This window comes from Pedobacter steynii (genome assembly GCF_900103665.1).
Classification (GTDB): domain Bacteria; phylum Bacteroidota; class Bacteroidia; order Sphingobacteriales; family Sphingobacteriaceae; genus Pedobacter; species Pedobacter steynii.
The window spans coordinates 141,537-163,807 of sequence record NZ_FNGY01000010.1 but is presented as its reverse complement, the minus strand read 5'-3'; the positions used below and the strand labels follow the sequence as shown (position 1 = coordinate 163,807).

17 protein-coding genes are annotated in these 22,271 nt (G+C 42.3%); 8 read left to right on the top strand and 9 right to left on the bottom strand.

All coding sequences use genetic code 11. The features are described 5' to 3' along the window. Positions 1-2: 2 nt before the first annotated feature. Positions 3-1,067, top strand: a complete 1,065-nt coding sequence (locus BLQ87_RS25040; RefSeq protein WP_074611659.1) for a phytase — start codon at positions 3-5, stop codon at positions 1,065-1,067. Here the strand turns inward: BLQ87_RS25040 and BLQ87_RS25035 are convergent, their stop codons facing one another. From BLQ87_RS25035 to BLQ87_RS24995, 9 genes are all read right to left on the bottom strand, one after another. Further along, a complete protein-coding gene (locus BLQ87_RS25035) occupies positions 1,068-2,882 on the bottom strand; it encodes an AsmA family protein (protein WP_074611658.1) in 1,815 nt (604 codons plus the stop codon). Between the two features lie 19 nt (positions 2,883-2,901). Then, positions 2,902-4,689 (bottom strand): AsmA family protein, encoded by a 1,788-nt coding sequence (locus tag BLQ87_RS25030; protein WP_074611657.1) that lies wholly within the window; start codon positions 4,687-4,689, stop codon positions 2,902-2,904. A gap of 54 nt (positions 4,690-4,743) precedes the next feature. Continuing rightward, positions 4,744-5,589, bottom strand: coding sequence for a DUF4249 domain-containing protein (locus BLQ87_RS25025; RefSeq protein ID WP_074611656.1), 846 nt, complete (start codon positions 5,587-5,589; stop codon positions 4,744-4,746). Position 5,590: 1 nt separating this feature from the next. Next, complete coding sequence (locus BLQ87_RS25020; protein ID WP_083362046.1) at positions 5,591-8,140, bottom strand: TonB-dependent receptor; 2,550 nt, start codon at positions 8,138-8,140, stop codon at positions 5,591-5,593. Next, positions 8,140-9,141: a FecR family protein gene (locus tag BLQ87_RS25015; protein ID WP_074611655.1), complete on the bottom strand. Its 1,002-nt coding sequence runs from the start codon at positions 9,139-9,141 to the stop codon at positions 8,140-8,142. The genes BLQ87_RS25020 and BLQ87_RS25015 overlap by 1 nt, the downstream gene beginning before the upstream one ends. Positions 9,142-9,153: 12 nt before the next feature. Then, entirely contained in the window at positions 9,154-9,768 is a 615-nt protein-coding gene (locus BLQ87_RS25010) for an RNA polymerase sigma factor (protein ID WP_074611654.1), read from the bottom strand. Between the two features lie 9 nt (positions 9,769-9,777). Then, entirely contained in the window at positions 9,778-10,218 is a 441-nt protein-coding gene (locus BLQ87_RS25005; RefSeq protein WP_074611773.1) for a hypothetical protein, read from the bottom strand. A gap of 292 nt (positions 10,219-10,510) precedes the next feature. Beyond that, positions 10,511-11,518, bottom strand: a complete 1,008-nt coding sequence (locus BLQ87_RS25000) for a glycosyl transferase (RefSeq protein WP_074611653.1) — start codon at positions 11,516-11,518, stop codon at positions 10,511-10,513. Then, a complete protein-coding gene (locus BLQ87_RS24995) occupies positions 11,511-12,311 on the bottom strand; it encodes a TIGR04325 family methyltransferase (RefSeq protein ID WP_074611652.1) in 801 nt (266 codons plus the stop codon). The genes BLQ87_RS25000 and BLQ87_RS24995 overlap by 8 nt, the downstream gene beginning before the upstream one ends. Before the next feature lie 158 nt (positions 12,312-12,469). Between BLQ87_RS24995 and miaB the strand changes: the two genes are divergently transcribed. From miaB to BLQ87_RS24960, 7 genes are all read left to right on the top strand, one after another. Then, positions 12,470-13,918: a tRNA (N6-isopentenyl adenosine(37)-C2)-methylthiotransferase MiaB gene (gene miaB, locus BLQ87_RS24990; protein ID WP_074611651.1), complete on the top strand. Its 1,449-nt coding sequence runs from the start codon at positions 12,470-12,472 to the stop codon at positions 13,916-13,918. A gap of 18 nt (positions 13,919-13,936) precedes the next feature. Next, on the top strand, positions 13,937-15,166 hold the full coding sequence (locus BLQ87_RS24985; RefSeq protein WP_074611650.1) for a sigma-54 interaction domain-containing protein: 1,230 nt from the start codon (positions 13,937-13,939) through the stop codon (positions 15,164-15,166). A gap of 11 nt (positions 15,167-15,177) precedes the next feature. Continuing rightward, positions 15,178-15,690, top strand: coding sequence for an LptE family protein (locus BLQ87_RS24980; protein WP_074611649.1), 513 nt, complete (start codon positions 15,178-15,180; stop codon positions 15,688-15,690). Between the two features lie 24 nt (positions 15,691-15,714). Then, entirely contained in the window at positions 15,715-16,800 is a 1,086-nt protein-coding gene (locus BLQ87_RS24975; RefSeq protein WP_074611648.1) for a hypothetical protein, read from the top strand. A gap of 14 nt (positions 16,801-16,814) precedes the next feature. Next, positions 16,815-17,174: a preprotein translocase subunit SecG gene (secG, locus tag BLQ87_RS24970; protein WP_074611647.1), complete on the top strand. Its 360-nt coding sequence runs from the start codon at positions 16,815-16,817 to the stop codon at positions 17,172-17,174. A gap of 324 nt (positions 17,175-17,498) precedes the next feature. Next, on the top strand, positions 17,499-20,795 hold the full coding sequence (locus tag BLQ87_RS24965) for a SusC/RagA family TonB-linked outer membrane protein (RefSeq protein ID WP_074611646.1): 3,297 nt from the start codon (positions 17,499-17,501) through the stop codon (positions 20,793-20,795). Between the two features lie 11 nt (positions 20,796-20,806). Next, on the top strand, positions 20,807-22,231 hold the full coding sequence (locus BLQ87_RS24960; RefSeq protein WP_074611645.1) for a SusD/RagB family nutrient-binding outer membrane lipoprotein: 1,425 nt from the start codon (positions 20,807-20,809) through the stop codon (positions 22,229-22,231). The last annotated feature ends 40 nt before the right edge of the window (positions 22,232-22,271 follow it).

The window sequence follows — 22,271 nt, the reverse complement described above, 5'->3', positions numbered from 1 at the left end:
TAATGAATAAACCGAACTTAATCCTTAGCCTTTCTGCTTTATTGCTGACGCTGAATATCTCCTGCTCTACCGTACAGAAAGATCCTCTAGCCGTAAAACCCTTATATACTTCAGACCCTGTACAGTTCGACTCTGATGATCCTGCGATCTGGGTAAACCCTGCCGATCCTGCCCAATCCTTAGTAATTGGCACCGACAAAGACGAAAATGGCGGACTTTATGTGTACGACCTTAAAGGGAAGACCATCAAGGAAAAGACTGTCAAAGGATTGAAAAGGCCCAACAATGTAGACATTGCTTATGGTCTGGTACTGGGCGGCAAAAAGATAGACATCGCCGTTGCGACGGAAAGAATGACGCATCAGCTCCGCATCTTTTCCTTACCGGATATGAAACCAGTTGATAACGGAGGAATTCCGGTTTTCGAAGGAGAACAAAAAGAGCTGTATAGAGACCTGATGGGCATTGCCCTGTACACATCGCCAAAAGGAGAGGTTTACGCCATTGTAGGCCGTAAAACAGGGCCTGCTGATGGATATTTATGGCAATACCTGCTGGAAGACGATGGCACAGGTAAACTGAAGGCCAGCCTGAAAAGGAAATTCGGCAAATACAGCGGAAAGAAAGAAATTGAATCGATCGCGGTAGACAATGAGTTGGGTTATATCTATTATTCTGACGAGCAGTTTGGGGTAAGAAAATATTACGCAGATCCTGCCAAAGGAAATGAAGAACTTGCCTTATTCGCAAAAACAGGATTCAAAGAGGACAATGAAGGGATCAGCATTTATAAGACATCCCCTACCACCGGTTATATCCTCGTTTCCGATCAGGCGGCAAATCATTTCCAGGTCTTTAACCGCGAAGGAAAATCCGGCCCTCATGATCATGTATTGCTGACCAGCATTCCTGTTTCCACCAATAACAGTGATGGTTCAGATATTTACTCAGGCCCATTAAACGGGGACTTTAAGCATGGGCTGTTTGTGGCGATGAGCGATGACAAGACTTTCCAGTTTTACCGTTGGGAAGACCTTGCAGGGAAAAAGTTATCCATCAACAAATAGTTATTTTTTTCTAAGGGCTTCTGCTTTTTTCCGCAGGAGCCTTCTTTTTTCTCTCCTGGCTTGCCGGGCTTCACGATCGATCTTCATCTGTCCAAAGCGGGCGATCTGTGTTTTGATCTTTTGCTGTTTCGCCTCAGTCACGCCAACACTATGTTTGATTCCCTGTAAGAGGCTTCTCCAGATAAAAGCGAAGAAGGAACCATTCTTTTTTCGTTCTTCATGAATTGCTGCAGTAATCAGGATGCCACTGCTATCGGGATTATTGGGATTGAGGATGATGGCATTGGCAAGGAAGGACATCCAGCCCTGTCGCACCAGACGACTCTCCCCCTCCTCTCTTTTCAGCAGGTTTACCGAAAGGTCATTGTATTGAAATTTCATCAGCCCGCTGGCCTTCCGGTCGTTGGCATCGATCAGAAACTCCAGTTTTTTTACCGTTCCGCTTTTCACCTCCACCATTCCCAATGGCCTGGTGATGCGGTTCAGCGAGCGGCCTTCCATGGGTCCCAGAACCCCGGAATACGAAAAAGCGCCATCTTTGGCATTCAGGTCGAATTTAAAGTTAACATCCAGTTTCCCCTTTCCCATCAGATAGCTCGTTAAACTGGCCGTCATAAATGGATTTAAGGATTTGTACTTAGGAGTATTCGTCACATTGCTAAAGCTCCCGGAGGTGTTTTCAAAGCTGATCGTTCCCTTCTGCCTGCTATCCCGGTCAAACTCAGAATAGCTGATATTTACATTGCTCAGGTTAAGTTTACTGATGTTCAGCTTTGCTTCTACCTTTTGCAGCAGCTGATGGGGATACCGTCCGATTTTTTCCGTATTCCTTTTGGCGAGGGAGTTGTTGTTGAATACGGCAACAGACCCATTGGCGATGTTCATTTCTCTGGCAAAAAGTTCCTGTTTAAGAATGTATAAAGGCAGGTTGATGCCATCCAGGCTAATGTCGCTCATTTGAATCTCATACCTGTCTTTGGCATAGCCGAGGATCTGGCCAAACCTCATCTCGTCATACCTGGGGATCAGGCTGAAACTTTTAATGTTCAGTTTGCCGGAAGCGGCAGAAAAATCCAGTTGATTCAGGTTGAGGCGGTACAGGCTGTCCGGAGTAGCAAAAGTATAGTTGTTCAAATTGATCTTCACATCCTTCAATAAATACAGGCGGTTTTTATCTGTTGCAGAATGAGGATCGATCAGGTAGTCTTTCAGCCTAATGTTCAGATTTTTCACGGAATCTATTTCCGGCTTTGCTTTGTTATTGTTGATGTATTTAAACCTGACGTTGTTAAAATCGATGGTATGAATGCGGAATTCTTTCAGGTAGGCAGAGATATAGTCGTAGGGACTTTGGTTGGGCCGGGGCTGTTTATCTTCATTGAAGTCGAACTGTTTATTGATCATGACCACATTTGGATTGTCCAGGCGGAGCTGACTAATATTTAGTTTACGGTGTCTGAGTAACCTGAAGAGGTGAAAATTTCTGATTCCCAATTTCTCCAGTTCCACATAATAGATGTTATTGGGTGCTTTCTTTAAGGCGGTCAGCTTTTTAAAAACCTGCGTATCGGGGATTACTTTCACTTCCGTTAAAGAAGCATTCGCAGTGAGCAGATTAATCCGGATAGCAGAAAATTCAATATGGTACAGGCTGTCCGTAGACCTTAAAACCAGCTCTTTGATCTGTGCTTTTATTAAGGGTTTGAATTTATTGGCAAAATACTTTGAGGTCAGGCTAATGCCCAGTACCAGTATTAGTATAATGCCCCCTGTCCAAATCAGTATCTTCTTTCTTTTTCGGGATTTTTCAATCATAGGCCTTACACTGAATACCCTAAGATACTTTTTTTTCGCGCTTCTTTTCCTCTCGTGCTCTACTTTTCTCTTTGCGCTCCTTTTTCTTCTCCTTAATGGCTTCCGTTCCTTCCTCCGGTGTTTTTACCGGGACCATGCCAAGGCCGGCTGTTTCGCGCATCCCCACAAACACCCCTTTCCAGAGCAGATTAAAAAAAGAAGCCGCCGGGGAGCGTTGAAAGGTAACATTCGCTGTTCTTGCTGCTGCCCCTTTAGCGGGATTTGCATCTTCCACGAGCAGGTTATTGGCCAGGAAAGATAACAGCCCTTTTTTCTTCGGAGCTGCTCCATTCTCCCCTTCTTTGAGCAATTTCAGCTTCAGGTCCGTATAATAAAAATGAACCTTTCCGGAAGAGCCATTGCGGTTTGCGGTAAAATTGAAATCAACTTTCTGCATATTACCGCTTTCAATTTCAATCAGTCCTAATGGAACAGCTACCGGGTTAAGGGCTTTCAGATCTAAGGATCCTGCAGCGCCAGAATAGCTGAACGCCCCATTTTTATCCGTCAGGTTGAAATCTATCTGAAGATTAATTTTAGTCTTTTTCATCACCATCGCATTCAGATTGGCGATGGCATGGTTGCTTTTAACCAGGCTTAAGGAATCGGTGGTCACGTGACGTATTGTTCCATTCAGGTTTTGAAAATAAACCGTCCCTCTCTTCTGACTAATGGGATTGTACTCCGTGTAGGCGAGATCGATATCCTCGAGTTTTACCGTATCAATAGTCGCCGGCAGGGTTAATTTTCTCAGGGCCATGTGCGGGAAGTTCGCTCCTTTATCCAGGCCCGGAGCCGGTGGCATCTCCCGGTTTAAAAATATGCCCACTTTGGAGGGGCCAAGCCTCAGCGTTTTCGCATGAAACACCTCCTCTTCATTTAAGCGAAGAAAATCTACTCCCGAAAAGCTGATCTCGCTAAAATTCAGGTCATAGCGGTCTTTTCCATATTTGTACATCCGGCTAAAGGCCAGATCAGGATGTAAAGGGATCATTTTGAGCCCCTGAATCCGTATGGTTTTTCCGGTTGCAGAGCCCGAAATGGTATCCGCTTTAGTCAGGTACATTTTGTCTTTAGACTGGTATCCGGTCAATTCAAAACCAATATCTTTGGTATGGTAGAAACGGGTCGTATCATATTGTGACAGAGAATCGATCAGCAAATCTTTAACATTCAGGTTTAGTTTCCTGATTCTGTTTAAAGGTTTCGAGGTTTCTCCTTTCACATAATCAAAATCTGCATTTACGATTCTGATGGCATTGACATGAATTGATTTTATTCTTCCGGGCAACAGTTGATACAGGCTGAGCTCCGGTTTCAGGCTATCCTTTCTTTTGCGGACCTTATAGTGGATCATATTGATGGAAGGCTGATCCAGCACTATACTGCTGATGTCAACTTTTTTATTAAAATAAGCATTGAGCAGGCCGATATGATTGATTTGTAGCTTTTTCACTTTAACCTGAAACAAGTTTGCCGGGGCCAGTCCAACTTTTTTCAAGGCAGAAAACACGATGGTATCCGGGTTCAGCACCGCCTCGTCTACAGAGGCTGTACCCGTCAATACATTTAAATGAATATCTTTAAAATCGAGTATATATAAGCCTTGAGAGCTATTCACCACTGTTTTTTTTATTTTTTCGGAAAGAATGGGTTTCCATTTATGATATAAATAGAGTCCTGATCCAATTGCTATAAGAAGAAGGGTCGCGAAAATTCCGGCAACCCATTTCCACCATCTCTTTTTTACTGATTTCTCCTGTGCCATAAGCTCCTGATAATGGGAATGACCTGCAATATCAAGGCCACAAATCAGGACATATTACAACTCGCTCGCCTTGTACCTCCGGGCATCAACATCTATTGCATAGAAATATCCCTGTACATTTCCGGATATATTCCCTGTAGCATTGACGGGAACACTGGAAAAAAGCCCACTCCAGTCTGTTTCCATAAATACGTCATAGAGGTATTTGGCATAGCGCTCAGAAAGCGACAACTTATAAATCGTGATGTAATCGTCTTTGCCCAGGGTAAAAGTTCTTTTTAGATTATTGAGCGGATAAAGCGAATTTGGAGAGCCCAGAACATGCGTATAACTGTAGTATTTGGACTGATCAAATTTACCGGGGTTCCATAAGGGAATATCCGAATAAGAAATCATCCATTTATTAGGGTTCAGATAACCGAATGTATGTTTGGGAATCGTTCCGTTATACTTTCCATCTGCCGCTATTTTTGTTGACAAGGGCAGGAAATCATCTACAATATTGACTACCTGCCTCAAGGTATCCACGGCAGTATACGATTTATCGTTGTATTTGATGGTCAGGGTATAAGCTCCATTATAATTGGGTTCATTTATAGCCGTTCCGGTATAGACTCCTTTTACCGCGGACTCCTTAAACAGGATATCAGATTTTCCACCGACACCAGATCTCCCGTCGTTTATACTAATCACTGCTTTAGAAATGGGTGTTGGGTCCTGATCGGGGCTCATCGCTGGCTTGGAAAGCCGGATATACTGGGTCGTAAACCGGGTATTGAACCCTCCTTCCACCGACAGATCATACTGCCGTTTTGGAACGAGGAACTGATCATCCAGAGATTTCTTACATCCTGACAACCCCGGAATAAGAAGTACCATTAACAGCAGATAGTTCCTCATACTAAATCTTAAAACTGTAAGCGATCCATGGATAAAAACCGAAACCGTATTCAATATTACTCTTTTTTGTTTCAAATGAGGAAGAATTCAGGTGATAATACAGTGGATTCTTCCGGTTATACAAGTTGTACGTACCTACGGAGATGGTACTGGAAATGTGTCGTTTTCCAAATAACCTGGTTTGAAACTGGTATTGGGCAGACAGATCCAGGCGACTAAAATCAGGAAATCTGGACGTATTCCTTTCCTCAAAGATGGGCACGTTTAAACCATCATGCTGATAGTAACCAACAGGGAGGGTCAATGGTCTTCCCGTAGAATAGATAAAAAATCCCTGGAAAGACAATTGTCTGGTCAGGTCATACCTGGCCGTTATTTTCAATTCGTGCGGGATGTCGTAATTCGCGGCAAACCTATTGCCGAAGTTAATATCGGCGATCTTCCGGAATACCCTGGAATAGCTGTAAGCAATCGTTCCACTTAGCTTTCCTTCCGTTTTGGTCAGTTCAACCTCCAGTCCATAGGCATTTGATTTTCCGGCTCTCAGCTGGCTTCTTACTTCCGGGTTTTTGATGATTTGCGCATGATCAATCAAATCCAGCTGATGGTCCAGGTATTTATAATAGGCATTCACTGAAAGCACGAAATTTGTCGGCGAATAACGATAGCCCATAGAAAAGTAATCAGAATGCTGAGGCTTAATTGTTTTTGAAGCAGGAATCCATGGTTCCAATGAAGAAAATGCCAGGGTGCTGTTCTGGATCAGCTGGAGGTACTGGTAATTGCGGTTATAAGTCAGGAAAAAGCGTTCCGATGCACTCGGCAGGTAACTGATGTTCAAACGGGGTTCCGGGTTAACAAATACCTTTACTTCATTTACACTGATGCGGTTTCCCTGGGGATCGAAGACATTATTCCGTTCCTGAACATTTTTAAACAGCCCCAGGCGAAGGCCATAGCTCAGTTCAAAAGATTTGTTTAATGTGATTTGCTGCACATAATATAATGCTGCTTCCAGAGATTTATCACGGGAGATGTTAAACTCATCCTTCGGTGATTTACGGATTTCTCCGGGACTAAACAGGTGATAGATTCCTGAAGCACCAAACTTAATCTGGTTTACCGGGCTGTAGTAATAGGTATAATCTGCTTTCAGCGTAATGTCCCTCACCCCGGTACTCCATTGTGTTTTTTGTGAAAGTGTGTCCGCATTCAGGTCCAGCAGGTTGCTATAGTTGCTATAAATCACAGAAATGTTCTGAAAGATCTTTGCGTTAAAAATGTGGTTCCAGCGCAGCGTGGAAGTCAGGTTTCCCCAGTTGTTGGTATAGGAATTTTCGGACAGTAATTTATCCTGACCAGCATAGACAGAATAGAAAACGCTGTTATTTTTATTGAGCCTGTAATTGGCTTTGGCATTGAGGTCGTAATAGACCGAATAGGGGCTAAACAACTTGAAATTATTTTGAAATACATCCAGCAGGCTTCTTCTGAAAGCAACGATAAAGGAGCCTTTCTCTTTTACAATCGGCCCTTCTACGGCCATGCGGGCCGACATCAGGTTTATGCCACCACTAAGATGGTACTCTTTATTGTTTCCTTCCGCCATTTTGTTCACCAGCACTGAAGAAAGTCTTCCGCCAAAATTGGCCGGCATATAATCCCTGTAAATCTGTACGTTGTTGACCACATCGGGATTAAACACAGATACCAAACCGTATAAATGAGAAGGATTATAGACAATCGCCTCATCCAGCATCACCAGGTTCTGATCGGTATTACCTCCTCTGACGAATAAGCCGGAGCTGCCCTCGGACATCGATTTGATTCCGTTCTGCATTTGCAATCGTTTCACAACATCCGTCTCTCCGGCATAATAAGCGGCATTATTTAGCTGCTTAATGCCGAAATTCTGTTCATTTAACAAGATTGGGTTCGGTGCAATGGCCGATTGCTTAATTTCGACTTCTTCCAGACGGTTTGTTTTCTGGCGGAGTTCAATTTCCAGTTCAAGATCTTTATATAAACGGATTTTTTCTTCCTTTGTCTGATAGCCTGTATTGGAAATTTGTACCTGATAAACTCCTTCAGGAACAGATATCGCATAAAAACCATATTGATTGGTATTGATCCCCACCCCCAGCTCGGGAATATAGAGTGTGGCTCCTATGAGTTCTTCCCCGCTTGATCCGTCCCGGACATGGCCACGGATGGTCCCTGTTGTTGGTTTTACCGGCGCGATTACAATATCCGCCCCGATCAGTTTAAAGCCTAGTTTGGTTCCAAAGAGCAACTGCTCTAAAATTCCGCTTAATGGGGTTTTAGAAAAATGAAAAGCTGCGGTCTTTTTATTCCGCAATTGATCCGGGTCATAGGCAAAGCTACATTTTGCCTTTGACTCCAGCAGATTTAACGCCAGGATCAGGGAATCGGCAGGTATGTTTATGCTTAATTGCTGATCCAGGATGTTTTTAGTCTGGGCATATCCCCTGATGGAACCCGTAAAAAATAAAAGAATACAAAGGCAGTAAAGCCACCTATAAAACTTCATTAATTGTCATATAAGGTATAGGTGTTTTGGGATTTTGCCACTTTACATTGTAAAGAAGCGGAGATCACGGCAAGTGCACTATCCAGGGTCTGATATTTCAGGCTGGCCGTCAGTTTACGTTTTTTGAGCTGATCACCCCTGATGTCAATTCTGGAACTGTAAGCCTTCTCCAGCTGGCTGGCGACTTCCGCTATGGGAACAGCAGTAAATACAAAGTTTTTATCTATCCAGGCTTTATAATTAAGATCCGGATTGTTGGCCGCAATCAATTCTTTGGTAGCCGGATTGTAAAGTCCTATTTTACCCGCTGTTAGCAGCACTTCTTTCTTGCTGCTGTGGTGTCGCAATGCGACTTTACCTTCTTCAACAATCACCGCTATTTTATGTTCATTTTTGCTGATGTTAAAACGGGTTCCAATATCCTTTGCTTCCAGCTCTCCAAGGTCTACTCTAAACTGAACGTTCTTATCCTCAGCCACCTGTACAAAGGCCTCGCCTTTTAGCAGTTCCAGTTTCCGATCTCTTCTAAAGTTGCTTTTATTGTAACTGATGGTTGTTGCCGCATTCAATTTAACCGCTGTTCCATCCGGAAGGACAATATTAGTTACTGTAGCCTGTTGATCTGTACTAATGACCACATGCTGATTTTTCTGAACAAAGTAATACCCGATGGAGCATAGGATCAGTAATGATGCGGCAATCTTAAGCCAGTAATGGTTTTGTTTTTCTTTTTTAAAAAGAGGAAGTTCTTCCAAAGCAGGAGTATTTTCTATTTTTTTATCGAGAGATTCCCAGGAGCGCTGGGCATCAATATCGAGGCGTCCCACCAATTTATCAAGGTTTACCTGAACGTTCAGAAATTCCTGATAGGTTTTTTCATTGGCAGGGTCAGCTTGCCTCCATTGCCTCAGCAATTCCTTGTTTGCGGGAGTTATGGTATTGTCCAGATCATCTATGATCAGTCCAAAAATAAGCTCTTCGTTTGTTTCAAAATTTTTCATTGTAGGGATGAGTTAGCGTATGATTATTTTTAAGAACAGGATCAAAAGAATGACGACCGGTCCATGTTTTTCCAGATGATTTCTAAGCCTCTGAAAGCCATAAGTCAAATGGTTTTTTACTGTTTTCAGGGAAATCCCCATCTGATCTGCGATCTCCTGCTGTTTCAGTTTACCAAAGCGGCTCAGGTACATCACCTGCTTGCATTTTTCCGGCAATAGCACCAGTGCTTCTTCCAGGTTTTTCAACAACGTTTCTTCTTTTTCAGCAGCTTCTCCATCTGCTGTCAATGGTTCCTCATGACTGTTTTGCCAGGCCAATTGCTTCATTGCATTCATCTTTTCTTTCTTGATGAAGTTCAGTGAGGAATTTACGATTGCCCTGAACAAATAACTTTTCATTGAATGCTGAATATTTAACTGATCCGCTTTATTCCATATGGTGATAAACAAATCATGAACAATTTCCTCTGCTGCTTCCGACTGTCCTACATACTGGTAGGCCGTACTAAACAACTGTTTATAATATTTTTTATAAAAGGCTTCAAATACCTTTTTATCTTTTTTACTGATCGCGCTGATCAGTATTAAATCTTCATTAAGCGGGCTAAGTATCGGTTCGCTGCTCATGATACCCTCCTAATTTTGCTTTAGTGTCAATATGCCTGAAATTTCAGGAGATTTAGCTAATGTATTAATGGCTACAAACCATAATCCTTTTAGCAGGTTTCTTTCCTGCAATGGACTTAAAGTAAGTGTACCGGACAATGGTAAGGGTACTGTTGCCCCGGATTTCTTATAAAGAACTGCGGTTAATGTTCCCTTCGAACCTTTTGTCCCGTTTCTAAGGCTGATTTCTTCCGGCACCAAATCCTTATATTCCAGCTTGTAGCTCAACAATTTTGTTCCTTCGTCGTACGCTCCTTTTAACACCGCTGTTCCTTCAGAATTCGTATTGGTTCCTTTTTTATCAATTCTTGCTGTTACCACGTAAGACCTTACCGGAGGCTTGATTTTCTGATCTGCTACAGGTACTTTTTTACAAGCCCACAAACAAAAAAACAAGCTGAACAACCCCATTCTCAAAAATATAACCCCCTGATTTTTAATACCCCACATGTTGCAATTTTAGCGAGGGACTAAATTACTAACTTTTTTGATTGGTATATTATTGTTTTTTTCGTGTTCTTTATTGATTTTCAATGGTTCTCAAGAACTCGTAAACTCGGTTTAGCGGTTATGAAGCTATCATGCGCCTATTATTCATTGATATTTATTGATTTCAATGGTATTCAGGAGCTCGCAAGCGAGGTTCATTGCTTTTTGTAAGCGGTATGCTTATGGTGGTTTCATCGGTTTTGAGGTTTAATGTTTAATAGAAAAAGCTGTATTGTAAGGACCACTTAGCGTAAAAATGTCGATAGGAACCCAAAAGAGAGAATAGCACATACCTTCCCGTCATTTTGTTAACCCATTCCGGCTTATTATTAATTGCATAAGGAACAAGGCCATCCACGCTGGCATTGATCTGTTCTTCAGCTAAGGAAAGTGCTTTTACATAGGGTTTATAAATATGTTTAATGTGGTTTCTATTCAGACGATAAATTTTATGAGTCAGCATATAACTGCTTTTAGAAGAATAGCTGAATCCATGATAGTGGAAAAACACCAGGTCAAAATCTTGATGCTCAGATAATTCCTTACACACCGCTTTGCCGGATTTATTTTTAAAGGCATACTGCTGTACATTCCAGGGGGCCACGCCGCCACCAAGGTGTTTCAGGACATGTACACAGGAAAACCTTTCCGTCCAGTCGTCCAGATACTTCTGATCTCCAAACTTACCATCCTCATACCTGTTGAAGCACCAGTCCAGACAGGCATTTACCCACCAGTTCAAGACCGACATTCCTTCTTCCGTATTTTTGAAAGTCATAAACTGCACACAATAGATCCCACTTGTGGCCGATTGATTGTAATCCGGTGTATATCTGTGTTCTGTAATCAACACTGACTTCTCTCCCATTTCATCGATCAAGACCTGTGGATTTTTAAAAAACAACAGATCCGCATCCACATACGTGCAATGATCCAGGCGGAAGGTTTCTATACAATATTTGATCGTCGAGGAAGCACAGGTCCAACAATATTCCTGAGCAGTCCGCTCCGGCTTCAGGGCCAGCAGCTCGTTGTTTTCAAATTCTTTCAAACTTACAACAGTTGCCCGGGGAAGTTCCAGTTTAGACAAGGCCTCAAAGCAATGTTGATCAAAAGCAAAGATATACAGATGAAAATCTGTGCAATGTTGCTCAAGAGAGCGATACATGGCCAGGCCACGTGACAAATAAGTCGTGTTAAATAGTGTACAGAAGTTAAGCATGTTCTGAAATATTAATTAGGTAAAAGCCTTTATCGTAACCTGATTGAATCTCATCAATCAGCATTGTTTCTTCTCCTTTAACATAGGAGGTGAATTCTGCCATCATCTGATATTGCGGAGAAAAATGGTTTAAGAAGTTTATTTCATTAAAAAACCAGGATGGATAAGAAGCAGGATAAATTTCAGGAGGAACCTTTTGCAGGGTTAACCGGTCTTCCTCCCCATAATGAAAAGCGGTACGATCAAACAACAGAAACTTAAAATTATAGCGGGCCAGTTCTTCTAAAAAATCATGTGGTTTTTCCAGGTACTGGACACTTCCCGATAAAATCACCAGATCGATTGCTTTCTCTGCAAGGCAGCCATCTATAGTTTCATAGAATTTTAATGTTCCATCTTCAAAGTATGACTTTCCACATTCCACGTAATGCTTTTGCTCTACGACATTCCAGCTGGCACAGACTTCAGGAGTTAAGAATTCTTTAACCTGGTAATAGGTACTCCCCAATGAACCTCCAAAATCAATGATATTGATTGGTCTTTTACTTACAGCAGCACTGCGCAAAAGGAAGGTAATCAAAGGAAAAGGGTATTCTTTTTTATCGAAGACTACGGAGTCTCTTTCATAAACAGCTTCTCCGTTTTTGACTTTTAAAATTGCGTTTTTTGTTCTTTCCAGAATCACATCTGCATCATAGCCGTCGGCCTTTCCCGTAACTTCCGCCCAGGAAGAATAATTACCGAACCAGCCATATTGGTTTTCGCGGCGTTTTACGAACAGATTTTTGAACATATATGAATTAATTAGCTTCGTTTGTCTCTAAAGACAATGACTTACTAAAAAGGTCCTATATGCTGTATAGATTTATTTTCGGGCTTAAACCTTCTGCCACTTTGTCATTTATAAATATAAATGTGTATTTTTGAAGCCCAGAAAAATGTTAACCATTTATGATTGATTTACAGCTAACAGATAAGACACACGATGAGGAGCGCCAGGGCGAAGCTTTAGTGATTGATGCCCCAGAGGTACGCAATGGACGAAAGCTATATATTGAGAGCTACGGGTGTCAAATGAATTTTGCAGATAGTGAGATTGTGGCCTCGATCTTAAAGGATCAGGGATTTGAGACTACAGGAGACTATCATGAAGCTGATGTGGTGTTTATCAATACTTGTTCTATCCGTGAAAATGCCGAACAGCGCGTACGTAACCGTCTGTCTCAGTTCGGTGCTGAAAAACGCAGGAATCCCAAATTGGTGGTTGGTGTTTTAGGCTGTATGGCTGAACGGTTGAAATCTAAATTCCTGGAAGAAGAGAAGTTAGTGGATATGGTGGTTGGCCCTGATGCCTACCGTGACCTTCCTCAGCTGATCAGTCAGGTAGAAGATGGACATAAAGCCATCAACGTTTTATTGTCACGCGAGGAGACTTATGCGGATATTAGCCCGGTAAGGCTGAACGGAAATGGCATTACTGCATTTATTTCTATCATGCGTGGTTGCGATAACATGTGTTCGTTTTGCGTTGTTCCTTTTACCAGAGGGCGTGAACGAAGCAGGGATCCACATTCTATTCTGGCGGAAGCACAGGACTTATTCGATAAGGGCTACAAAGAGGTCACTTTACTAGGCCAAAATGTAGATTCCTATAAGTGGAAAGGTCCGGATGCTGAAGAAAGTGCGGAGATCGAAGTTAATTTTGCCCAGTTATTGGAAAAAGTTGCACTGATCAGTTCTGATTTAAGAATCAGGTTTTCGACCTCACATCCCAAAGATATTACTGACGAGGTATTATATGCCATCGCCAAATACGATAACATCTGTAATTACATTCACCTGCCCGTACAATCCGGAAGCAGCAGGGTACTGGAATTAATGAACAGAACTTATACCCGTGAATGGTACATCAACAGGATTGATGCCATCAGACGCATTATTCCAGGTTGTGCCATTTCATCTGATATTATTGCCGGCTTCTGTACAGAAACAGAGGAAGAGCATCAGGAAACGCTGACCATGATGGATTATGTAGGTTATGATTTTGCATTTACCTTTAGTTATTCAGAAAGACCAGGAACACTTGCAGCGAGAAAGCTGGAAGATGATGTCCCGGAGGAAGTAAAAAAACGCAGGTTAGCAGAAATATTACTTAAACAACAGGAAACTTCTTTGTTCCGCCTACAACAATTCGTAGGAAAAACTGTTAGGATTTTAGTGGAGGGTACTTCCAAAAAATCCGACAAGGACCTTTGTGGAAGAAATGATCAGAATGCAATGGTTGTTTTTCCTGCGACAGCAGGAGTTAAGGCGGGTCAGTATGTGAATGTTCATATAGACCGTTGTACATCGGCAACTTTATTAGGAACAATTGCAGTTGAAGTACCCGAAATTGTTTAATTAAAAAAACAAATTACTTTGGACATACAAGACATTAAAAACCGGTTCGGGATCATAGGTGGCTCTCCGCTGCTGAACCGGGCAATAGATATCGCCAGACAAGTTGCACCTACCGACATGTCGGTTTTAATTACCGGAGAAAGCGGTAGTGGTAAAGAAGTTTTCTCTCATATCATTCATCAGATGAGTACCCGTAAACACGGTGCTTTTATCGCCGTAAACTGTGGCGCAATCCCCGAAGGAACGATAGATTCTGAATTATTCGGACATGAAAAGGGCTCTTTTACAGGAGCTCATGAAGCCCGCAAAGGTTATTTTGAGGTGGCTAACGGCGGAACCATCTTTTTAGATGAGGTTGCAGAATTGCCTTTGGGTACTCAGGCGCGTTTGCTGAGGATTCTGGAGAGTGGTGAATATTTACGTGTAGGTTCTTCCAAGGTACAAAAAACGGATGTGCGGATTATTGCCGCTACAAATGTGGATGTGTATAACCGGGTGAAGTCGGGAAAATTCCGGGAAGATTTATATTACCGGTTAAATACGGTTCCCCTACGCATTCCTGCGCTGCATGAACGGAAGGAAGACATCTATTTATTATTCCGGAAATTTTCGGCCGATTTCAGTGATAAGTACAGAAGTCCAGGCATTCAGCTGGAGCCGGAAGCCATTCAATTACTCAGCAACTACAGCTGGCCGGGAAATGTAAGACAGCTGAAAAATATTGCAGAGCAAATCTGTGTATTGGAGAAAGAACGAAATGTAACCCCTGCTGCATTGCTGAATTATATTCCAAACGAGAGTGGCAGCAACCTGCCCATGGCCATCAATGGCAGCAATAAGGAAGATTATACCGAAAGGGACATTCTTTACAAGGTGCTGTTTGACATGAAAAAGGACATGATGGAGCTCAAGAAACTAGTCGCAGAGATTATTCAAAGCGGAGGAAACACCTCCCATATCATTGCAGACAATCCTCATTACATCAACCAGCTTTATCAGGAAGTAGACCAGACGATTAATGAGCCTACATTTACCATCAAAAAGCCGGTTCAAAATGCACCGGTAGATTATAACTATACCCAGGAAGCCGAAGAAGTGGAAGAATCGCTATCACTCATCGATAAAGAATCGGACCTGATCAAAAAGGCCTTGAAGAAACACAAGGGGAAACGTAAATTTGCAGCACAGGAACTTGGTATTTCTGAACGCACTTTATATAGAAAAATTAAAGAACTCAATTTAAACTAGGCAGGTTAATAATGAAAAAATTATATTTCCTTTTAATCATTGCACTCTTCAGTTCCTGTTCCATTAAGTTTAATGGTGCCTCTATTCCCGCAGAGATGAAAACGGTTAATGTTACCTTTTTTGAAAACAATGCGCCACTGGTAGTTCCTAATATGTCCAGTAAGTTTACTGAAAATTTAAGGAACGTGATTCGTAACCAGACCAGTCTGAATATGACCACCAATGAGGCCCATGGTATTTTCTCCGGAACCATTACGAATTATGACATCCGGCCAACGACCATGCAGGATGCGAATAAACGCGGAGTGGCAGCAAGTGGAACCAACAGGATGAGCATCTCTGTAAGCGTGAAATACACGAATAACCTGAACCCAAAAATGAGTTTCGAACAAACCTTTGAGCGACATATAGATTTCCCGGCAAGCGGACAAAGCTTCCAGGCTCAGGAACAAGGCCTGATAGACCAGGTCCTTACTTTCCTCACAGAGGATATTTTTAACCGTGCATTTGCAGATTGGAATTGAGATTTCAATTGTTAACTTAGCGACGTGGAGCAGGAAATAGACATTAGACAAGAACTGGCAGTATTATTAGCGGAACCGGAAAAGGTAAGATCCGAACATGCGCCTATGCTGCAAGACCTGGTATCATCGTATCCTTATTTCCAGCCATTGCATCTTTTACTTGCGAAGGCGAGCTCAGGAGATACAGAAAAGAACAGCTATCTGGCTACTGCTGCTTTGTACACCAATGGACAGTTGCTGCACAACTTTCTTTACGAACCAGATTACCTGGTAGAGACCGCATTTAATATTGTTTTTTCACCGGCTTTTGATCAGCTGAGTAATCAGCCGGAAACATTGGACGAAGCTGTGCTTGATGAAGTTCCTTCGGAATCTGACGATGTTTATGTGATAGATACACCCGAAGACGATGCCATCCCCACTTCAGAAAGTCTCTCCGATCAGGAAAAAGTAGCGGATGATTTTGTGCTGGAGAACATTGTATCTACAGACTTCTTTGCTTTCCAGGAGAATTTTAGTCCGGAGCCTGCACCAGAAGAATTACCAGCAGCAAGCACGGGCCTGGAACAAATACAGGATGCTGAGCAAAAGGAAGAGCCGGTGGTGATCAGTAAATATGATGATGACCAGTTGCCTTATACCTTTCTCTGGTGGTTACATAAAACAAGAAAAGAATATCAGCAGATCTTCCAGCCATATGTTACGCTTAAAAAGGAGCCTGCGGTTCAGACAGGAACGCCAAATGAATTACAACAGCAATATGTAGAACACATTTTTCACCTTCAGAGCCCTTTTACAGAGGCAGGAGAAAGTGACTACAACCCTTCCGGTTTACGGAATGCACACAAGGGAACTGACATTATAGAGAGTTTCCTGAAAAATGACCCACAGATCAGCCCTCCGAATGCAGAGCAGATCAATACAGAGAATAAGGCAAAAAAGAGTGCAGAAGACCATAATGACCTTGTATCTGAAACACTGGCAAAGATCTATATTGAGCAAATGCTTTATGACAAGGCCATAGAGACTTATGAAAAATTAAGTTTGAAGTTTCCAGAAAAAAGCCGTTACTTTGCCGACCTTATCCAATCCATAGAAAAGAAAATTTAACCATATAACCTATTATGCTTTTTTTAATTATTTTATTAATCATTGTCTGCATCGCCTTAGCGCTATTTGTTTTGATACAAAATCCTAAAGGTGGTGGCCTTGCAACAGGCGGATCAGGCAGCAACATGTTTGGCGTTCAACGTACTGGTGACGTTCTTGAAAAAGGTACTTGGGTATTATTAGCATTAATCGTAGTGCTTACTTTATCAATCACTACCATTGCAAAATCCGGTGGTTCTGCTTCAGCAGTAGATTCTAAAATTCAGGAACACCTGGATAAGATCCCTACTCCATCACCACTTGGAACAACTGCACCTGCTGGTCAGGCACCTGCTACAGCAACTCCTGCAGCAGGAGACAGCACGAAGAAATAAGCTTTTTACACCAATACAAAAAAGCCTCCTGAATATATATTCAGGAGGCTTTTTTGTGTCGAAAATCCTGTCCTTATCAGAATAAACAACATTGTCATCTGCAATGACTCCGTAAATCTCAAGAAGGTCCTATTGAAACAATCTTAAAGCAATATAATTATTATTTTATATAAAAAACAATTATTGAACATAATTCGTACAATTTCTATTTTTATATAAAAATATTCATTGATTAAATATATTATTCATTAAATTTAATCATGGCCAGATGAATCTAATCATGTTTATCCGGCTTGCTATTAACTAACCCTAACCTTATTGTTTATGAAAAAACTTGTATTGAGTTTGTTCATCTGGATGTTTATTGCAGTATCTGCACAGGCACAGGATCGAACCCTTACTGGTAATGTAAAAGGAGATGATGGTCTCCCATTGCCAGGCGTAACTGTAAAATTTAAAGGAGCCCCAGGCGGCACAATGACCAGCCCCGATGGCAAGTACAGTGTCAAAGTGCCCTCCGGCAGTACATCAGTTGAATTTTCCTACCTCGGATTTGTTAGTCAAATCATCCCCCTTGGATCACTAAGCGTAATCAATGTAACCCTTATCCCTGATTCAAAACTACTTTCAGAAGTTGTCGTTACCGCATTCGGTCTCCAGAGGAACAGGAACCAGGTAGCTTATGCTGCTCAAAGCTTAGACGGTACCGCAGTAAGTGAAAACCGTTCTCCAAACCTCGGCAGCAGTTTGTCCGGTAAAGTTTCCGGCTTGGAGATTCGTCAGAACAATACCATGGGCGGTTCCACGAACATCGTAATTCGCGGGATTAAGTCCATGACCCAGGACAATCAGGCCATGTTTGTGGTAGATGGAGTGCCTGTCGCAAATACCAATCTAAATACCTCCGGACAACAAACCGGAATTGGAGGTTATGATTATGGCAATCCCGCATCGGATATCAATCCCGATGACGTAGAAAATATTACTGTATTAAAAGGAGCAGCAGCTTCTGCGTTATACGGTTCCAGGGGTAGTAACGGAGTGATTCTCATTACGACCAAAAAAGGAAAATCAGGATTGAACATTACATTTAATACCGGATTAGGGTACGCTGTGGTAGATAAAAGCACCTTTCCGAAATATCAAAAGAAATATGGTGGTGGTTATGGTCCCTTTTATGGAACAGATGAATCCAACTACCTGGTCAACAATATTGATGTGAACGGAGACGGAATACCGGATTTAGTTACCCCCCTAACAGAGGATGCTTCCTATGGCCAGAAGTTTGATCCAAATCTAATGGTGTACCAATGGGATTCCTTTGACCCGACCTCCCCGAACTTTGGAAAAGCAAAACCATGGGTAGCCGGGGCCAATGATCCAAGCACCTTTTTTGAAAAACCACTTTCCAACAATCAGAGCATCATGCTCAGCAACAGCTACGATAAAGGCTCGTTCAAACTCGGATACAACAGGGACTATCAAAAAGGTATCCTGCCGAATTCTCACATCGAAAAAAACACCTTCAACTTTGGTTCTACTTTTAAAATAACAGATAAACTTACCGCCGGAGCAGATGTTAATTATTCCAATGTAAACGGGCTCGGCAGATATGGTACAGGATATAACGGCAACGGAGTAAACAATCCAATGACCAACTTCAGGCAGTGGTGGCAAAACAACGTGGATGTACAGGATCAGAAAGCAGCTTACTTCAGACTGAAAAACCTGAGTAAAACTGAAGCCCGTTACGTGGGAAAAGAAAATGTATCCTGGAACAGGAAAGCCTTTAACAACCCCGTAGCAGCTTATTGGGATAATCCATATTTTTCACGTTATGAAAATTATGAAACGGATAGCAGGGACCGCTACCTGGGCAATGTAAACTTAAACTATAAGGCGACCGACTGGTTAAATCTGATGGGCCGTTATTCACTGGATACCTATAAGCAAGTACAGGAAGAACGTCAGGCCATAGGAAGTTTAGATGTTCCTTTTTATTCCAAGTACTTTGTGGACTATAAAGAATCTAACATTGATTTCTTAGCCACGGCAGACAAGGATATCAGCAAAGATTTAAATTTTAAAGCATTATTGGGAGCAAACATTCGCCGGCAACGGACCCAATCTATTTATCAAACCACCAACGGAGGTTTAAGTCTGCCAGGCATTTACACCCTGAACAACTCTGTAAGTGCGATGGAACCAGCCGTAGAATTCGATTTAAAAAGAGAGGTGCAAGGTATATTTGCGGGTGCAACCTTCGCTTATCAAAACACCTACACTATAGATGCAACGATCAGAAGAGATGCCTCTTCTACACTGCCAAAAGGAAATAACGTTTATTTTTACCCATCTGTTTCTGCCGGATTTGTGTTCTCACAATTGCTGAAAGAGGAAAAATGGCTTTCTTTTGGTAAGCTAAGAGCAAATTATGCGGAAGTTGGTTCGGATGCACCAATTTATTCACTGGTGGATACCTATAATTTAGCCACACCATTCGATGGCAGGCCACAAGCTTCCATTCCTCAGTTAAAGACGCCTTTTGACGCCATTAAAAACAATCCCAACTTAAAACCTGAGCGCTCAAAGAGTAAAGAGATAGGACTTGAAGCCTCCTTTCTCAGCAATCGCCTTGGTATTGACTTCACTTACTACCACACTAAAACAGTAGATCAGATTTTACCGGTAAAAGTATCTGTTGCCACAGGCTATACTGCCAAGTATTTAAACGCCGGTTCTGTAGTCAATCAGGGGATCGAGCTCTCTTTAAATGGCACACCGTTTAAAACTTCAGATTTTGAATGGCGAATAAACCTGAACTGGACCCGTAACAGAAATAAGGTGACGGACCTGTTTAAAGACGATTCGGGCAACCAGTCTACCAATCTGGCCATTGCGAACTTCCAGGGAGGAGTGAGTGTAAATGCTACGCTTGATCAGCCTTATGGAACCATCAGGGGCAGGAATTTTGTTTACAATGCCGCCGGACAGAAGGTGATTGGTGCAAACGGAAGATACCTGCAGTCGGCCACTTCAAATGAGGTGATCGGAAATATGAATCCGGAATGGATTGGCGGGATCAGCAACAGCTTCAAATATAAAAATCTGAGTTTAAGTTTCTTAATTGACATCCGTAAAGGGGGCAGTGTCTTCTCTCTGGATCAATATTATGGTCTTTCATCGGGAATGTATGAGGAGACTGCCGGACTCAACGAGCTTGGCAAAGAATCCCGTCTGCCAATTAGCGAGGGTGGAGGTTTCATCAATCCAGGCGTCCGTGAAGACGGCTCCCCTAATACTGTAAGGGTTCCCAATGACGAATATGGATCTTATGGATACCGGAGACTTCCGGCCGCAGCCTTTGTTTATGATGCAAGTTATGTGAAGCTGAGAGAGGTCGTGATCGGATATGGTCTCCCTCAATCGCTTGTCAGGAAAATGGGACCAATTAAAGGAGTGGATTTGTCATTAATTGGAAGGAACTTATGGATCATCCACAAAAACCTGCCTAATGCCGATCCTGAAGATGGCATCAGCTTTGGAAATGTTCAGGGTTATCAGCTTGGCTCCTACCCTAGCATTAGAAATTTCGCATTTAACTTGAAGGTTAAATTTTAACAAGATCGATCATGAAAAAAATTATAACAGCTATCCTTCCAGTATTATTTCTGGTCGCATGTACTAAAGATTTATCAAGTGTGAACGTCGATCCGAAGAAGCCCACTTCGGTATCCTCTTCCTCCCTGTTCACTATGGCACAACATGGCCTGGTGGATATCCTGACTTCCGCAAATGTAAACCGGAATGTGTTCAGATTAATTGAGCAACAATGGCAGGAAACTACTTATCTGGATGAAAGTCAGTATGATTTTGTAACCAGAAATATAGCAGATAATTTATGGAATGCCTTTTACCGGGAGGCATTAAATAATTTTGAGGCCTCCAGAAAAATAATGCCTTCCGATGTACCAGATGAAAACCAACGTAAAAACCAAATCGCCATTCTGGACATCATGGAGATCTACAGCTGGTATTACCTGTTGACGACCTATGGCAACATTCCCTTTAAGGAAGCACTTAATATCGACAATACTTTTCCTAAATACGACGATGCTTTAAGCACTTACAAGGAGCTGTTAAGACGCCTGGATGTTGACATTACCACTCTAAATCCGGCAGCAGCCAGTTTTGGTAATGCGGATGCCTTCTATGCTGGTGATCCTACAAAATGGAAACGCTTTGCAAACTCCTTAAAGCTAAAAATGGCCATTACGATTGCAGATGCAGATCCGGCTATCGCCAAAGCAGCAGCAGAATCAGCCGTTGCGGGTGGTGTATTCAATTCCAACGATGACAGCGCGAAGTTCCCTTATGTTTCTGCCACACCGAATACCAATCCTGTTTGGATAGATCTCATACAAAGTGGCAGGCAGGATTTTGTGGCCGCAAGTACGATTATAAAAATCATGAGTGATGTTAAGGACCCACGGTTGGCCTACTATTTCACAAAAGACAACAAGGGAGGATACTCAGGGGGAAGCCCTGGAGTAAACAGCCCTTTTAGCAATTTTTCGCATACCGCTGTGAAAACCACCAACACCAATTTTCCAGGAAACATTCTGGACTATGCAGAGGTACAGTTTTTAATGGCTGAAGCTGCGGCAAGAACCTTTAATGTTGGAAATACCACTGAATTCTACTACAATGGTGCGATCAGGACCTCCATTTTAGACTGGGGTGGCAGTGCAGCCGAAGCAAACGCCTATTTATTACAACCGGAAGTTGCTTTTGCTACTGCTGAGGGCACCTGGAAACAAAAGATAGGCACACAGAAGTGGCTCTCGCTCTATAACCGTGGAATTGATGCATGGATTAGCCACAGACAGTTAGACTTTCCTGTTTTAGCTTTGCCTGCGGATGCTGTTTCTGGCTTTCCTACCCGTTTCACCTACCCTGTAAATGAGCAGAATGTAAATAATGTGAACAGATCTGCCGCAGCGGCAGCGATCGGAGGCGATGTCGTGGAGACCAAACTCTTCTTTGATAAATTTTAATTCGGGGGGATTAATTCAAATCAACCAGTGTTGTAAGAAA

Excerpts from the sequence above, each read along its gene's own strand:
- BLQ87_RS25040 (WP_074611659.1), top strand. The coding sequence starts at position 3 with ATGAATAAACCGAACTTAATCCTTAGCCTTTCTGCTTTATTGCTGACG.
- BLQ87_RS25010 (WP_074611654.1), bottom strand. The coding sequence starts at position 9,768 with ATGAGCAGCGAACCGATACTTAGCCCGCTTAATGAAGATTTAATACTG.
- secG (WP_074611647.1), top strand. The coding sequence starts at position 16,815 with ATGCTTTTTTTAATTATTTTATTAATCATTGTCTGCATCGCCTTAGCG.
- BLQ87_RS25020 (WP_083362046.1), bottom strand. The coding sequence starts at position 8,140 with ATGAAGTTTTATAGGTGGCTTTACTGCCTTTGTATTCTTTTATTTTTT.
- BLQ87_RS25015 (WP_074611655.1), bottom strand. The coding sequence starts at position 9,141 with ATGAAAAATTTTGAAACAAACGAAGAGCTTATTTTTGGACTGATCATA.
- BLQ87_RS25005 (WP_074611773.1), bottom strand. The coding sequence starts at position 10,218 with ATGGGGTTGTTCAGCTTGTTTTTTTGTTTGTGGGCTTGTAAAAAAGTA.
- BLQ87_RS24960 (WP_074611645.1), top strand. The coding sequence starts at position 20,807 with ATGAAAAAAATTATAACAGCTATCCTTCCAGTATTATTTCTGGTCGCA.
- BLQ87_RS25030 (WP_074611657.1), bottom strand. The coding sequence starts at position 4,689 with ATGGCACAGGAGAAATCAGTAAAAAAGAGATGGTGGAAATGGGTTGCC.
- miaB (WP_074611651.1), top strand. The coding sequence starts at position 12,470 with ATGATTGATTTACAGCTAACAGATAAGACACACGATGAGGAGCGCCAG.
- BLQ87_RS25035 (WP_074611658.1), bottom strand. The coding sequence starts at position 2,882 with ATGATTGAAAAATCCCGAAAAAGAAAGAAGATACTGATTTGGACAGGG.
- BLQ87_RS25000 (WP_074611653.1), bottom strand. The coding sequence starts at position 11,518 with ATGCTTAACTTCTGTACACTATTTAACACGACTTATTTGTCACGTGGC.
- BLQ87_RS25025 (WP_074611656.1), bottom strand. The coding sequence starts at position 5,589 with ATGAGGAACTATCTGCTGTTAATGGTACTTCTTATTCCGGGGTTGTCA.
- BLQ87_RS24995 (WP_074611652.1), bottom strand. The coding sequence starts at position 12,311 with ATGTTCAAAAATCTGTTCGTAAAACGCCGCGAAAACCAATATGGCTGG.
- BLQ87_RS24980 (WP_074611649.1), top strand. The coding sequence starts at position 15,178 with ATGAAAAAATTATATTTCCTTTTAATCATTGCACTCTTCAGTTCCTGT.
- BLQ87_RS24965 (WP_074611646.1), top strand. The coding sequence starts at position 17,499 with ATGAAAAAACTTGTATTGAGTTTGTTCATCTGGATGTTTATTGCAGTA.